The 12,916-nt window shown below is 64.8% G+C and carries 12 protein-coding genes; 3 read left to right on the top strand and 9 right to left on the bottom strand.

Annotated features, from left to right (window positions below):
* Positions 1 to 144: 144 nt before the first annotated feature.
* Positions 145 to 1,620: a ribonuclease G gene (gene rng / locus VDP74_RS14965; RefSeq protein ID WP_323000445.1), complete on the top strand. Its 1,476-nt coding sequence runs from the start codon at positions 145 to 147 to the stop codon at positions 1,618 to 1,620.
* A 6-nt stretch (positions 1,621 to 1,626) separates the two neighbouring features.
* On the opposite strand, the gene VDP74_RS14960 is transcribed toward rng, so the two are convergent.
* Positions 1,627 to 2,064, bottom strand: a complete 438-nt coding sequence (locus VDP74_RS14960; RefSeq protein WP_323000444.1) for a hypothetical protein — start codon at positions 2,062 to 2,064, stop codon at positions 1,627 to 1,629.
* Between the two features lie 53 nt (positions 2,065 to 2,117).
* A complete protein-coding gene (msbA, locus tag VDP74_RS14955) occupies positions 2,118 to 3,944 on the bottom strand; it encodes a lipid A export permease/ATP-binding protein MsbA (RefSeq protein WP_323000443.1) in 1,827 nt (608 codons plus the stop codon).
* Between the two features lie 151 nt (positions 3,945 to 4,095).
* Here msbA and VDP74_RS14950 point away from each other — a divergent pair, with 151 nt between their 5' ends.
* Together VDP74_RS14950 and VDP74_RS14945 are read left to right on the top strand one after the other, a co-directional pair.
* Entirely contained in the window at positions 4,096 to 5,010 is a 915-nt protein-coding gene (locus VDP74_RS14950) for a glycosyltransferase family 9 protein (protein ID WP_323000446.1), read from the top strand.
* Positions 5,007 to 5,771 (top strand): YdcF family protein, encoded by a 765-nt coding sequence (locus tag VDP74_RS14945; protein WP_323000442.1) that lies wholly within the window; start codon positions 5,007 to 5,009, stop codon positions 5,769 to 5,771. The genes VDP74_RS14950 and VDP74_RS14945 overlap by 4 nt, the downstream gene beginning before the upstream one ends.
* A gap of 33 nt (positions 5,772 to 5,804) precedes the next feature.
* On the opposite strand, the gene VDP74_RS14940 is transcribed toward VDP74_RS14945, so the two are convergent.
* From VDP74_RS14940 to VDP74_RS14910, 7 genes are all read right to left on the bottom strand, one after another.
* Complete coding sequence (locus tag VDP74_RS14940) at positions 5,805 to 6,992, bottom strand: glycosyltransferase family 4 protein (protein WP_323000441.1); 1,188 nt, start codon at positions 6,990 to 6,992, stop codon at positions 5,805 to 5,807.
* On the bottom strand, positions 6,989 to 7,729 hold the full coding sequence (locus VDP74_RS14935) for a polysaccharide deacetylase family protein (protein ID WP_323000440.1): 741 nt from the start codon (positions 7,727 to 7,729) through the stop codon (positions 6,989 to 6,991). The genes VDP74_RS14940 and VDP74_RS14935 overlap by 4 nt, the downstream gene beginning before the upstream one ends.
* A gap of 21 nt (positions 7,730 to 7,750) precedes the next feature.
* Positions 7,751 to 8,863 (bottom strand): glycosyltransferase, encoded by a 1,113-nt coding sequence (locus tag VDP74_RS14930; protein WP_323000439.1) that lies wholly within the window; start codon positions 8,861 to 8,863, stop codon positions 7,751 to 7,753.
* Positions 8,860 to 9,630, bottom strand: coding sequence for a glycosyltransferase family 2 protein (locus VDP74_RS14925; RefSeq protein WP_323000438.1), 771 nt, complete (start codon positions 9,628 to 9,630; stop codon positions 8,860 to 8,862). The genes VDP74_RS14930 and VDP74_RS14925 overlap by 4 nt, the downstream gene beginning before the upstream one ends.
* Positions 9,631 to 9,667: 37 nt before the next feature.
* The gene (locus VDP74_RS14920; RefSeq protein WP_323000437.1) at positions 9,668 to 10,513 is read right to left on the bottom strand and encodes a polysaccharide deacetylase family protein; all 846 of its coding nucleotides are present in this window, start codon (positions 10,511 to 10,513) and stop codon (positions 9,668 to 9,670) included.
* Complete coding sequence (locus VDP74_RS14915; protein ID WP_323000436.1) at positions 10,510 to 11,607, bottom strand: glycosyltransferase family 4 protein; 1,098 nt, start codon at positions 11,605 to 11,607, stop codon at positions 10,510 to 10,512. The genes VDP74_RS14920 and VDP74_RS14915 overlap by 4 nt, the downstream gene beginning before the upstream one ends.
* Positions 11,604 to 12,916 (bottom strand): OB-fold nucleic acid binding domain-containing protein (locus VDP74_RS14910; RefSeq protein ID WP_323000435.1); only part of this gene is annotated, 1,313 nt, incomplete at its 5' end. The genes VDP74_RS14910 and VDP74_RS14915, both read right to left, overlap by 4 nt.

Below are 12,916 nucleotides of genomic sequence, written 5' to 3'. Positions count from 1 at the left end.
GTTAACCCTAAGTGCCCTGCGGCGAAGAGACCGAACTATAGCACAGCTTTTTTGCACCGCGCAAGTCGGCGACGAAAACAGGGCGATGGTGATACAGTCCCAGGCAGGACACTCTCTCTACAAGAACAAATACACCACTCGACCATGCCTGCCAGCGAAGACATACTGATCAACGTCACCCCCTTTGAAACCCGCGTCGCCCTGACCGCCCAAGGAGTCGTACAAGAGCTCCACATGGAGCGCGCCATACAGCGTGGACATGTAGGCAATCTCTACCTGGGGCGCGTCGCGCGGGTGCTTCCCGGCATGCAAAGCGCCTTCGTGGACATCGGCCAGGAACGCGCCGCCTTCATCCACGTGGCCGACCTGCGGCAGAACCGCCACGCCCGCAGCGCAGGCGACCACGCCCCCCAGACACCCATTGAAAAATTGCTGTTTGAAGGCCAGCCGCTGCTGGTGCAAGTCATCAAGGACCCGATGGGCACCAAGGGCGCGCGCCTGTCCACACACATCAGCATCGCGGGACGCATGTTGGTCTATCTGCCGCACGAGCCGCACATCGGCGTCTCGCAACGCATCGACGGCGAGGCCGAGCGCGAAGCCCTGCGCCAACGGATCGCGGCCTTGCGGCCCGAAGGCGAGCCGGGCGGCTTCATCGTGCGCACCCAGGCCGAAGGGGCCAGCGATGCAGAACTGGCGGACGACATCAGCTATCTGCGCATGCTGTGGGCAAGCATCCAGGAACGGATCCGCCAGATGCCCGCCCCCTCCCCCGTCTACGTAGAGCTGACTCTGGCCCAGCGCGTGCTGCGCGACATGGCAACCCCCGAGACAGGCAACATCATCGTGGATTCCCGCACCGTCACCCAGGACCTGATCGCCTGGGCGCAGCGCTACACCCCGTCGGTCGTCGAACGGATCCAACACTACAGCGGCAACCGGCCGCTGTTCGACACTGCCAATGTGGACGAGGAAATCGCCCGGGCCCTGTCGCGTCGCGTGGATCTGAAATCCGGTGGATACCTGATCATCGACCAGACCGAAGCCCTGACCACGGTGGACGTGAATACCGGCGGCTACGTGGGCGGGCGCAATTTCGATGACACGATCTTCCGCACCAACCTGGAAGCGGCCGTGGCCATCGCCCGGCAACTGCGCCTGCGCAATCTGGGCGGCATCATCGTGCTGGATTTCATCGATATGGACGACGTGGAACACCAGGCCTCGGTGCTGGCGGAACTGCACAAGGCCCTGTCGCCCGACCGGACGCGCGTCACTGTCAGTGGCTTCAGCCAGCTTGGCCTGGTGGAAATGACGCGCAAGCGCACACGGGATTCCCTGGCGCACCAGTTATGCGAACCCTGCCCCACCTGCCAGTCGCGGGGATCGGTGCGCACCCCTCGCACGCTGTGCTACGAGATCCTGCGGGAGATCCTGCGCGAAGCGCGCCAGTTCGACCCCAAAGAATTTCGCATCGTGGCATCCCAGGCAGTCATCGACCTGTTCCTGGAAGAAGAAAGCCAGCATCTGGCGATGCTGGGCGACTTCGTTGGCAAGCCCATTTCACTGGCGGTGGAGGCCGGCTATGGGCAGGAGCAATACGATCTGGTGCTGCTGTAGCGACGATCAGTCGCTCACGTCCAGTTTGTTTTCCCAGCTGCTGTCGGCATGACAGAGCTCGGGCTTCATCATGGCCGTGAGCATCTCATGTACACGGTCCATCTGACCAGAATAATAACTGTAGGCCTTGACGTTGATGGTGCGGTTATGCAGCAGCGTCAGGCCGAGCACGACGCTGCGGTCCCAACCGGCATCGGGCGCAGGCCGGTAGACCACGCGGCCGAAAGCGGATTCGTTGGGCACCATCTCGAAGGTGTAGGTCTGCCCGCAGGCTGCCGCATGACGGAACAGGTTCTGCTGCACGCCGGGAAAATCGATGGGCAGGCGGCGGCGTTCCGTCACCTGGTAGCGAGCAGTTTCCAGCTCGTTCAGGGTCAGGCCGGTCGGCTGACTGGCGCACGCGGACAGCAGGGCCAGAGAGCTTAGAACGTAAATCGTCTTCATCGTGTGCTCCAACAAACGAACCCAGAATGGTAATCCAATGCGCCGCGCGAACGTCATGGCGCTTCCGCCTCAGATCCGTCCTGTGACACGGCACCATCCGCACTGGGGACACTATCCTGAAACTGCAGTTTATATAAAGATGCATACAGGCCTTCCTGGGCCAGCAGGTCTGCATGAGTGCCGGATTCGGCGATACGGCCCTGGTCCAGCACGATGATGCGGTCGGCCTTCTGTACCGTACTGAGCCGGTGGGCGATGACCAGAGTGGTGCGCCCGTCCATCAGGCGTTCCAGCGATGCCTGGACCTGGCGCTCGGCCTCGTTGTCCAGCGCCGAAGTGGCTTCGTCCAGGATCAGGATCGGCGCGTCCTTGATCAGGGCTCGGGCGATGGCCAGGCGCTGGCGCTGCCCGCCCGACAGGGCGCTGGCGTTGCTGCCCACCTGCGTATGCATGCCTTCGGGCAGGCTGGCCACGAAATCCCACAGGCTGGCGGCTTCCAGCGCCGCGCGCACGCGCGACTCAGGGACGTCACCCAGCACTCCGTAGGCCACGTTCTCGGCGATGGTGCCTTCGAACATCACCACATCCTGGCTGACCAGGGATAGCTGAGAGCGCAAGGCACGCAGACGGAATTCCCGCACGTCCACGCCATCGATCAGGATCTGACCGCTGCTGGGTTCGATGAAGCGGGGCAGCATGCTGACCAGCGTGGTCTTGCCGCTGCCCGACCGCCCCACCAGGGCGACGGTCTGGCCCACCTGCACATCAAAGGACACCGCGTCCAGGGTATTGCGAGAGACGTCCGGGAAACGATGAGTGACGGACCGGAACGTCACCTGCCCGGACAGGCGCTGGGCGATGTCGCGCCTGCCCTCGTCGGATTCGACGGGCTCGTCGATCAGGGCAAAGACGGATTCGGCGGAGACCAGCATGCGCTGGGCGGCGCCGGCGATGTTGGTCAGGCGCTTCAGGGGATCGAAGATCTGGCCCAAGGCCGCCATGAAGGCCGCGAAGCTGCCGACCGTCAGCCCTTGATGGTTGGCCTGGTACAGCGCGACTGCCACCACGATGGCGACCGACAGCGCCACGAAAAACTGCGAAATCGGCGACATGGCTGAATCGGCGCTGGCCGCCCGCATCGCAAAGCGCCGCAACCGCGCGTTGACATAGCCGAAACGATCGCGTTCACGGGCGTAGCCATCGAACAGTTTGATGACGCGCTGGCCAGCGATGCCTTCGGACACGACCCGGGTGAGTTCCGCGTTCATGTTGATCGTGTCGCGGTTGATGCGGCGCAGCCGGCGCACAAAGTAGCGTCCCGTCAGCACGGACAGCGGCAGCATCACCAGCACGATCAAGGTCAGTTGCCAGGACATGTACAGCAGGACGGCCAGCAAGGCGACCACCGTCAGGGATTCGCGCACAATGACGCGAATGACCTCTGTGGACAAGCCGCTGACATTGCCCGCGTCGATGGTGAAGCGGTTCAGCAGGCGTCCACGGTCACCTGAGCGGAAGGTTTCGTCGGACATGCCCAGCAGGCGCTCGAACATATCGCGACGCAGGCCCAGCAGCATGTTGTTGGCCACCCAGGACATCAGGTAGGTGCCCAGGAAGGTAGCCACGCCGCGCACCAGCATGATGCCCACTACCGCCAGCGGAATCGACCATATGTAGGAAGGCTCGGAACCGGTGAAACCTTCGTCCAGCAAGGGCTTCATGATGACGGCCAACAGGGGCTGCGTGGCCGAGGCCACGCTGAGCAGCAGCAGCGCCAGCACGCCGACCTTCCAGTCCTTGCCCAGACGAAGATAGATCTGGCGCCACAATTCCCGCTGCACGGGGCGGCTGTCGACAAGCTGTTTCGGATCGGGTTTCAACCGGCACACTCTCTTATATACTGTCGTGAATCACGCATTTTAGCCCGCCAGCCATCAGTTTCCGCAGCGGGCCGCTGGAGCCCTCGCGTTGACACCCGCCACCCGCCCTACCCTCTATGTGCGCCTGCCCAATTGGGTGGGCGACGTCTGCATGAGCCTTCCCAGCCTGGACACTCTGCTGGGCACGGGCCTGCCCGTCGTCGCCTGCGCCCGTCCCTGGGCCCAGGACCTGCTGGCTGCATATCCCCTGGCCGGCTTCGTGCCGATGCGCGGGTCCTGGCGAGCAGACCGGACCGCAGTACGCCAGCATCTGAAGCAATCCACCCAGGGCCGGGCCCTGGGCCTGCTGCTGCCCGACTCCCTGTCCAGCGCGCTGGCATTCCGGTTCGCCGGGATCCCATGCGCCGGCTACCGCGACGACGGCCGCAGCCTGATCCTGCGCTGGCCCTGTCGCAAACCCGCCGGGCCACTGCACGCGGTGCAATCCTGGCACTATCTGACTCGCCATGCCCTGACCCGCTGGCAGTTGCCGATTACGGACCCCGAACCCGCCGAGGAACTGCGCTGGCAGGCAACTGCCGCACACGAATCGCAGGCCGCGCAGATTCTGGCGCAGGCAGGGCTGAAACCCGGGGGCTTCGTGCTGATCGCCCCGACCGCCATCGGCCTGCACAAGGGCCGGGTAAAGGCCTGGACGGGCTTCGACAGCCTGACGCAGTCACTGCAGGCGCGCGGCGTCGCCGTCGCCATGGCGCCCCCGGCGGCAGAACAGCAGGCGGCCCAGGCGGCCGCCCCAACTGCGCAATGCCTGCCGCCTCTGGGCCTGGGCGCCTTCGCCGCCCTGACCCGACAGGCCCGCCTGGTCATCTGCAATGACTCCGGCGTTTCGCATCTGGCTGCCGCCGCCCGCGCCCGCCAGATCACGCTGTTCGGCGTCACCGACCCAAGCCGCACCGGCCCCTGGTCCAACCAGGCCCTGCGCCTGGGGCGCATGAACGCCTGGCCCAGCGCCCCCGAGGTGCTGGCTCTGGCGTTGGAACACCTGGACATCCCCCCTGCCGCATGAGCGTATCCGAATTCCTGGCCAATCTGGTCATTCCCCTGAATCTATCCGTCACTCTGCTGGTCCTGGCCGCGATCCTGTTCATCGTGCGCTGGCGCAAGACCGCTGCCGCAATCGCGGTGGGCGCGCTGGCCTGGGCGATGTTCTGGGCCCTGCCGACGACATCGCTATGGGCCGGCGGCCTGCTGGAGCAGCGCTACCCACACGAACCAGCCACCGCCCTGCCGGCTGCTCAGGCCATCGTAGTGCTGGGCGGCAACACAGCCAATGGCCGACCCAACTGGTTCGAGCCCTACGACCCCAAGACGACCGTGCTGCGCACCGACACGGCGGCCCGCCTGTACGCCGCCGACAGGGCGCCGCTGATCATTGTCTCGGGTGCCGCCCTGGATGGCGGCGTCAGCGAGGCACGCATGATGGCCTCGGCGCTGGAACGCGACGGGGTGCCTACGGCCGCCATCATCCAGGAAGACCATAGCCTGACGACCCACCAGAATGCGGTCTACACAGCCAAGATGCTGCGCCAGCACGGCATCCAGCGATTTCTGCTGGTGACCTCGGCCCTGCACATGCCCCGCGCCATGGCCAGCTTCCAGAAACAGGGCCTGAGCCCCATTGCCGCGCCGTCGCCCGCGCAGATCGTGGTGCCGGAGGCACCCGACTTTTCATTCTGGCTGCCGAATCTGCGTACCCTGAACGCCAGCCGTTCGATCGTCAAGGAATACCTGGGTCTGCTGGTGTACTGGGTGCGCGGCTGGGTGTAGGCCTCCCCAACCGTAGCAGCCTTGCGCCGGGTGCTAGGCTTGGCGTTCCCGCTGGATATCTGCGTACAACGCCAGATATTGCCGAGCGACCTCCGGCCAGGCGTGGCGCGCCAGGACACCTTGCATCCCAACCCGCAGCCGATCGCGCAATGCCGAGTCGGACATCAGCCGTTCGATCGCCTGTGCCAGTTCGTCCGCCCGTTCGGGGTGGCTGAGCACCAGGGCTTCCTCGCCGGCCTTCACATACTGTGCAAAGCCGCACCAAGGAGCGGGACTGAGAATCACCGGCAAACCGAAGGACATGGCTTCCAGAGGCGCCATGCCGAAACTGTCGTTCAAGGTAGGGTGCACGTAGAGATCGGCGGCCCGGTAGTACGGCGCCACCTGTGAGGTTTCGGGTACCAGATGCACCCGTGCCCGCACGGATTCGGGGGCCTGCGCCACGCAATCCCGGGACGCCGCATTGGCACCCACCACCAGCAACAGGACATCGTCGGGCAACTGCTGCAACGCCCGCAGCACCGTGGGCAGCCCCTTGCGCAAGGGATTACGGGCCACCAACAAGCACAGGGTGCCCTGTGCCGGCAAGCTCAAGGCCTCACGGCTCTGATGCTTTTGTGCGGCCGTGACGGGCGGCTCCGCCGCGACCCCGGGAGGGATCACCGGGATCTGCGTTTCGGAAAATCCGTAGGCCTGCTCCAGCTGATGGGCGATCAACTGCGACACGGCCACCACTCGATGGGCAGGTTGTGGCGCCACGCGGCGAGCCTCAAGCCCCAGATACGTCCGTACCCGCGGGCTGACGCAAGACAGCCAGCGGCGGACAGGGGACATCGCCTGGACCCGCCAGCGATAGCGGACCGGCGTGACGTGGATGACTTCCACGTCTCCGCACCAGCCGTTCATGTGGGAATGAACGATATCGAATCCCTGTCGAGTCTGGCGCGCTGCCCGTCGCGCGAACAGCCAGACGCGAATCCAGCTGGGCCAGCGGCGGCCGGACCGGATCGGCCGGAACGGCAACCGCAGATCGCAGGCGGAGTCATATTCGCGCGCGAACACAGTGATACGGTGCCCGGCAGCAGCCAGTTCCCGCATCAGCGCCACGCCATAGGCTTCCGCGCCACCGAATCGGCTGCCAAAACGGTCCACGACAAAAGCGATGGACAGCCCCGCTGCGGGCCGTACCCGCCCGTCAGCCAAGGGGTTCGGCGCAGTCATGCCGCCTCCTGTTCCCGCCGCAGCCGCTTGCGATCTTCCAGCGGCGTCAGGCATTTCTGCAAAAACCGGAGCAACAAGGTAGAGCGCATGACCGCCACCCGAGGCAAAGCGAAAAGATCATCGGTCGGACGCGCCAAGCCGCCCGCCGTCGTGGTGGCGCTGTCGTAGCCTGCTTCACGCACGCAATCGGCCAGTTCGGGGGTGAATTTCCCATAGGGGTAACAGAACGCCGTTACCGGCGTACCCGTCATCTGTTCGAGCGCATCGCGCGAATCACGGATTTCGTTCGAGGCCAGCTCGGGAGACAATCGCGGCAACACGGGATGGTTCAGGGTATGGGAGCCGGCCTCGTGTCCTGCCCCTACCCAGTTCCGCAGCCCCTGGGCATCCATCAGCGCGGATGCGGGAACGCCCTCGTCCCGGTCCCAGATGTTGGAGCCTCCCAGCTGCCGCGCGACGAAATAGTTGGTAGCGTGAAACCCGCAGTCCTCCAGGATAGGCACGGCGTGATCCAGCACGTTCCGATAACCGTCGTCGAATGTCAGGCCAAAGACCTTGCCGTGTTTCTCGCCACGCAGATAGGGCATCAGCTGCGCCATGGACAAGCCCCGATAGCCCAGTCGGCGCAACCAGACCATCTGACGCCGGAAATCCCGGGGATGCACAGTGAGCCCCCGGTAGGGAGTGCCCCGGGCGTTGGGCTCGCCGATCTGGTGGTACATGAGGATGGGGATCATGGGCGGATTATATCGGCGCGGTCAGGCTCGCGCGCAGACGCGCTGGTAGAAGGCCATCGTCTGCCCGAACAGCAGCGGCAGGGAAAACAGCGCCAAGGCGCGTTCCCGGGCCGCGACGGCCATCGCCGCGTCAACCGGCGCCGCCAGGCGCGCCAGCAGCCAGCGATACTGAGCCTCGACGTCGCCCGCCGGAACGACCCAGCCATCCACGCCATCGCGCACCAGTTCGGGCAGGCCACCCGCATTGGACACCAGAGTGGGCAATCCCATGGACAGCGACTCACAGGCAGCGTAAGACCCCGCTTCCTGAAAGGACAGCACGAAACCGACATCGCTGGCGGCCAGGATGCGGCGCGGGTCGTCCACCAGGCCCGGAAACACCACATAAGGGCTCATGCCCAAGGCTTCCACTTCCTGCCTCAATGTCCCGCGCGGCGGATCTCCCGCCAGCAGGACCCGGAAGCGCCGGCGCTGCGAGACGGGCACACGCGCCAGGGCCTGGAGCAGGGTCAGCCAGCCTTTGGCGCGGTCTGTCCCGCCTACGCTGCCCAGGACACACACATCACCGGGCAACTCGCCCAGCAAGTCGCGACGCGCCTGGGCGCAGACCGCAGCGGACGAGGGACGAAACCGATCTGTGTCGAGGCCCAGGCGGATTGTCTGGACGAAACGGCTGCCATATGCAGAATCCATCAACTGCCGGCTGACGAAATCACAGACGCCGATGGCGCCATCCGTGCCGGCCCAGGCCCGCAACCGATTGCCCAGGCTGTTGACTGGCATGGTGTTGTGCTTGGTCCAGACGATGCACGGTCGTTGACGCAGCCCCAGCCGGGCCAGCATCACCTGCCGGTGATCGGCCGATCCGTTCACGTGAACGAGATCGAAGCGTTCCTCACGCAACAGGGCATGCAGCGCCATGACCTCGATCAGCATGGGCTGCAAACGTGTACTGAAGGACGTGTTCCAGACCCGCACGCCGGGAATCTGCCGGGCCTGGGCATACAAGCGGCTGGTCGCGGGCGTCGCCACCGTGATCTGGTGTTCGCCCTGGAAGGAGCGTGCCAGGTTGGCGATATAGGTCGCATGACCGCCCCCGTTGTTGGGGTGAAAATTGGTATAGAGAATCTTCATGATTCATCCGCGCTTTCTGCTGTGGAGCGTTTTCCAAGCCAATACAGTTTGACGTAGCGATAGAAGCTGCCTGTCGCCGCCATCCCCGCCAGCACCAGACCCTGCCAGCCATCCAGCATGCCGCGCCGCAGAATGTAATGTCGGATGAACGTCCAGGCAGCATGACCAAAGGGCCCCAGCACGCTGGTCCTGCGGCCCTTCGCATAGGCCGCGCGCGCTGCTTCGGTGGAATAGCGGTTGATCTTGTCGATGAAGATTTCCAGGCTGGCGTAGGGATAGTGGACGAAATGGCCAGACAATGTTGCCGTCCGTCCCGACACCACGACATGTTCGTGGACGGGCGCATCGGAAAAACGCCCCGCATCCTGGCGGAACAGGCGCACGACGTAATCCGGCCACCAACCGCTATGGCGGATCCAGCGGCCGCAAAAATTGGACAGGCGGGCCACGCGGTACGCCTGGGCGTCGGGCGCAGCCAGGGTCCGAGCAATCGACTGGGCCAATTCAGGCGTAACGCGTTCGTCAGCATCGATGGACAGGATCCAGTCTCCGGTCGCCAGATCCAGCGCGCGGTTCTTCTGTGGGCCGAAGCCAGGCCAGTCTGCGCTCGACGCCACTCGCGCGCCACGCTGCCGAGCGATATCGCAGGTCGCGTCGGTGCTGCCGGAATCCAGGACGATGATCTCGTCCGCGAAGGCGACCGAGTCCAGGCAAGCGCCGACGTGCGCCGCCTCGTTCTTGGTAATGATGATGACGGATAGCTTCAAGGGCGCACCCACATGTCGCGCGCCTTGCGGTTCAGGGTCAACCCGCATAATGCTGCCCCCGCTTCCAACGCTTCCAGGCATTGAACGCCGGCCCGATCCAGGGGCTTGCCGCCACGCGAATCCTGCGGCCTACGGACTCGCCCGACGTGTTGCGGACGGCAAACCGGAAGATCGATGCCGGATCCGAGCCCGGCAGATTACGGCCGAAGGCCCTCGTCGTATACAGATGGCGAAACCCGGCCACCTGGGCGATCGCGACGTAGTCGGCATCGAAGTAGCCTTGAGGCCAGCACAAGTGATCGGACACGGCCCCAAGATGCTCGGTCAAGCAGGCGCGGGACTGCTGCAATTCGTCCCGCATCCGGTCGTTCTTGGATGCAACGTCCTGTTTGTCCCATCGAGTATGGGTATGGGTGTGACTATGAAATTCGAAGACGCCATCGGCCTGCATGCACTCAATTTCCGACCAGCGCAAGGCGACTTCATGGGCTTGCCCTGCTGCTGCCAACTGCATGCAACCCGCGTGATCGGGGGTGGGCGGCAAGGCGAGCGCAGCCTGCCCAGCATGCGGCCGGGCCGGCCCCTGCCCTATCCAGCCTGTGACCAGGAAGACAACGGCATGGAAGCCGAATTCCCGCAACACAGGCCAGGCGTGAACGTAATTGTCCAAGTAACCATCATCGAAGGTGATCAGGACGGACCGCTCCGGGGCCGGGGCCCCGGCCAGATGTGCGGCGAATGCCTCGCACGTCAGCGTCTGGTAGCCATGACGCTTGAGCCACGCCAGTTGATCACGGAAATGCTCGGGCGTGACGTTGATATCGCCGCCGGCCGGGGTTACGTGGTGATACATCAGAACAGGAACTGAGCGCATGGGTTTCATCCGATTCGATTCTCAAGCCAGCCCCGGTAGCACTGCTCAGTGCGCCGGACCAAGCCTTCCAGGGTAAAACGGTCCGAACCGCGCACGGCCTGCAGACCGGCCTGCCCCATGGCGCGGCGCCGCTCGGGGCTGTCGACCAGCATCCGCAACGCATCCGCCAGGGCCACATGGTCGTGCAACGGCACCAGAAGGCCGGTCACCCCGTCCTGCAACATCTCGGACACCCCTCCGACATCCGTGCCGACCACCGGCAGACCGGCTGCTGCGGCCTCGACGAAGACCGTGCCGGAAGCTTCTTGTTCTGTCGCCAGGGCGAACAGGTCGAAGCCCGCCAGCACGTTCGGAATATCTGTCCGACGTCCGGTAAAGAGCACTTTATCCTGCAACCCGCGCGCCTGCACCAGGGCCTGCAGCTCTTCCAGAGTGGGCGACCCATCTCCCACCAGGACCAGGTAGACGTCCGGCCGCTGCAGCAAATCCGTCATTGCGTCGATCAGTGCCCGGTGGCCTTTCTTCGCTCGCATCACCGCCACGCAACCGACCACAACAGCGGTGTCCGGGATGCCGAATTCCGCCCTCAGGCTGGAGTGTTCCACGAGCGGTGGCAGCGGGATGGGCGAGTAGACGGTGGCGACCCGGTCCGGTGCAGCTCCGCAGTCCAGCAGCAGATGCCGCACGTGCTCGCTGACTGTCGTGACGCAATGTGGCACCCGGGTATACGACAGCAGGGAACCCGGCTTCACTGCCAGATGACGCGTGCGCACAATCAAGGGCGTGCCAGCCAGGCGCCCTGCCACTCCGGCCAGCATCGTGTCACGGCGACTGTGCGTGTTCAGTACGTCGAAATGACCGTCCTTCAGAAGTCGGCGCACCCGGACGACCCCGCGCAGATAGTTTCGTGGACCATCCATCAACAGGGTATGAACCTCAAAGCCGTCGTCGCGCAGACGCTGCGTCAAGCGGGCATGCGGTTGGCACAGGGCTTCCATATGGTGCCCTGCCGCCCGCATCGCGACCATTTCCTTGAAGATCCGGTTCTCCTGGCCCCCAAAACCCGTCGCGGCTTCGGAATGCAGAATACGTAGCGGTTTCATCCGTAGAAAACCTCGACCTGATCATAGGACAGCCACTGCCGCGCGCCGGCGATCAGGGCATCGTCCATGCGCACGCGCCAGTCGTCGCCCAGGCGCAGCAGGCAGGAGAAATCCTGCCTGCGCAGGCGCAGTTCGACCGGCACGCCGGATTCCTGGGAACGCCACGGCCCCAGCAATTCCTGCAGTTGCGCCGGTTCCAGCGCGTCGGGCACCGACAGGCGCAGACTGCGGGCGCGGGTTTCGCGGATGCGCTGCAGATCGTACAGGTCGTCGGCTGAGACGCGCAGGCCGCCGGAGTAATCATCGTGGCTGACCCGGCCCTGGATGACCAGGGGGCGGTCTTCCTTCAGGCTGTTGCGGTATTGCTCGTACATCTCGTTGAAGATGGCGATCTCGATCTGGGCAGTGCCGTCGTCCAGCAGGGCGTACAGCATCTTGCCGCGCCGCGTCATGCGCGGGCGCACGGCGGCCAGCACCCCCGCCAGCCACTGAGGGTTGCGCGACGGCGCCAGGCGGGCCAGCGGCGTGGGTGCCACCCGGCGGATCTCATCGCGCCAGGCATCGAACAGATGGCCGCTGAAATAGAATCCCAGGGCGGTCTTTTCTTCGGTCAGGTAGGTCTGCAGGTCCCAGGGGGTGACCCGTGCCAGCTCGCCCGCGACCAGCTGGTCGGATTCGTCGGCGAAGAGCGAACACTGGTTGGCATTGCGCTCGGCCTGCTCGGCGGCCTCGATGGCGCTGCCCAGGGTTTCCAGCAATGCGGCCCGATTGTCTTCCAGGGTGTCGAAGGCCCCGGCACGGATCAGGGCCTCGATGGTGCGGCGGTTCACCGCATGGCGGTCGACTCGGGCGCAGAAGTCGAACAGGCTGGCAAACGGGCCGCCGGCATCGCGCGCGGCCAGGATCGCCTCGACCGCCGACTGCCCGGTGCCCTTGACACCGCCCAGGCCATAGCGGATGGTGCGCGGCGGCTTGCCCTGGGCCATATGATCGTCGGCCACGGGTGCGAAGCGGTAGCCCGAAGCATTGACGTCAGGCGGCAGGACCGTTACGTCATTGGCAACGGCATCGCGCCAGAACACCTGGATCTTGTCGGTGTCGTCCATGTCCGACAGCATGGTGGCCGCCAGGAATTCCGCCGGATGGTAGCGTTTCAGCCAGGCTGTCTGGTAGGAAATCAGGGCGTAGGCGGCCGAGTGACTCTTGTTGAAACCATAGCCGGCGAATTTCTCCATCAAATCGAACAGATGGGCAGCCAGATCGGCGTCGTAGCCTTTCTTGACGGCGCCTTCCTGGAAGACCACCCGGT

The sequence above is a fragment of the Castellaniella sp. genome, assembly GCF_034674885.1.
Taxonomy (GTDB): Bacteria; Pseudomonadota; Gammaproteobacteria; order Burkholderiales; family Burkholderiaceae_B; genus Castellaniella.
The sequence above is the reverse complement of the archived record's forward strand: the minus strand, read 5'-3'. Positions and strand labels throughout refer to the sequence as shown.

Bases quoted from the DNA above. Each gene is read 5' to 3' on its own strand.
- VDP74_RS14935 (WP_323000440.1), bottom strand. From the start codon at position 7,729: ATGATCCCCATCCTCATGTACCACCAGATCGGCGAGCCCAACGCCCGG.
- VDP74_RS14950 (WP_323000446.1), top strand. From the start codon at position 4,096: ATGAGCCTTCCCAGCCTGGACACTCTGCTGGGCACGGGCCTGCCCGTC.
- VDP74_RS14960 (WP_323000444.1), bottom strand. From the start codon at position 2,064: ATGAAGACGATTTACGTTCTAAGCTCTCTGGCCCTGCTGTCCGCGTGC.
- VDP74_RS14945 (WP_323000442.1), top strand. From the start codon at position 5,007: ATGAGCGTATCCGAATTCCTGGCCAATCTGGTCATTCCCCTGAATCTA.
- rng (WP_323000445.1), top strand. From the start codon at position 145: ATGCCTGCCAGCGAAGACATACTGATCAACGTCACCCCCTTTGAAACC.
- VDP74_RS14920 (WP_323000437.1), bottom strand. From the start codon at position 10,513: ATGAAACCCATGCGCTCAGTTCCTGTTCTGATGTATCACCACGTAACC.
- VDP74_RS14940 (WP_323000441.1), bottom strand. From the start codon at position 6,992: ATGACTGCGCCGAACCCCTTGGCTGACGGGCGGGTACGGCCCGCAGCG.
- VDP74_RS14915 (WP_323000436.1), bottom strand. From the start codon at position 11,607: ATGAAACCGCTACGTATTCTGCATTCCGAAGCCGCGACGGGTTTTGGG.
- VDP74_RS14930 (WP_323000439.1), bottom strand. From the start codon at position 8,863: ATGAAGATTCTCTATACCAATTTTCACCCCAACAACGGGGGCGGTCAT.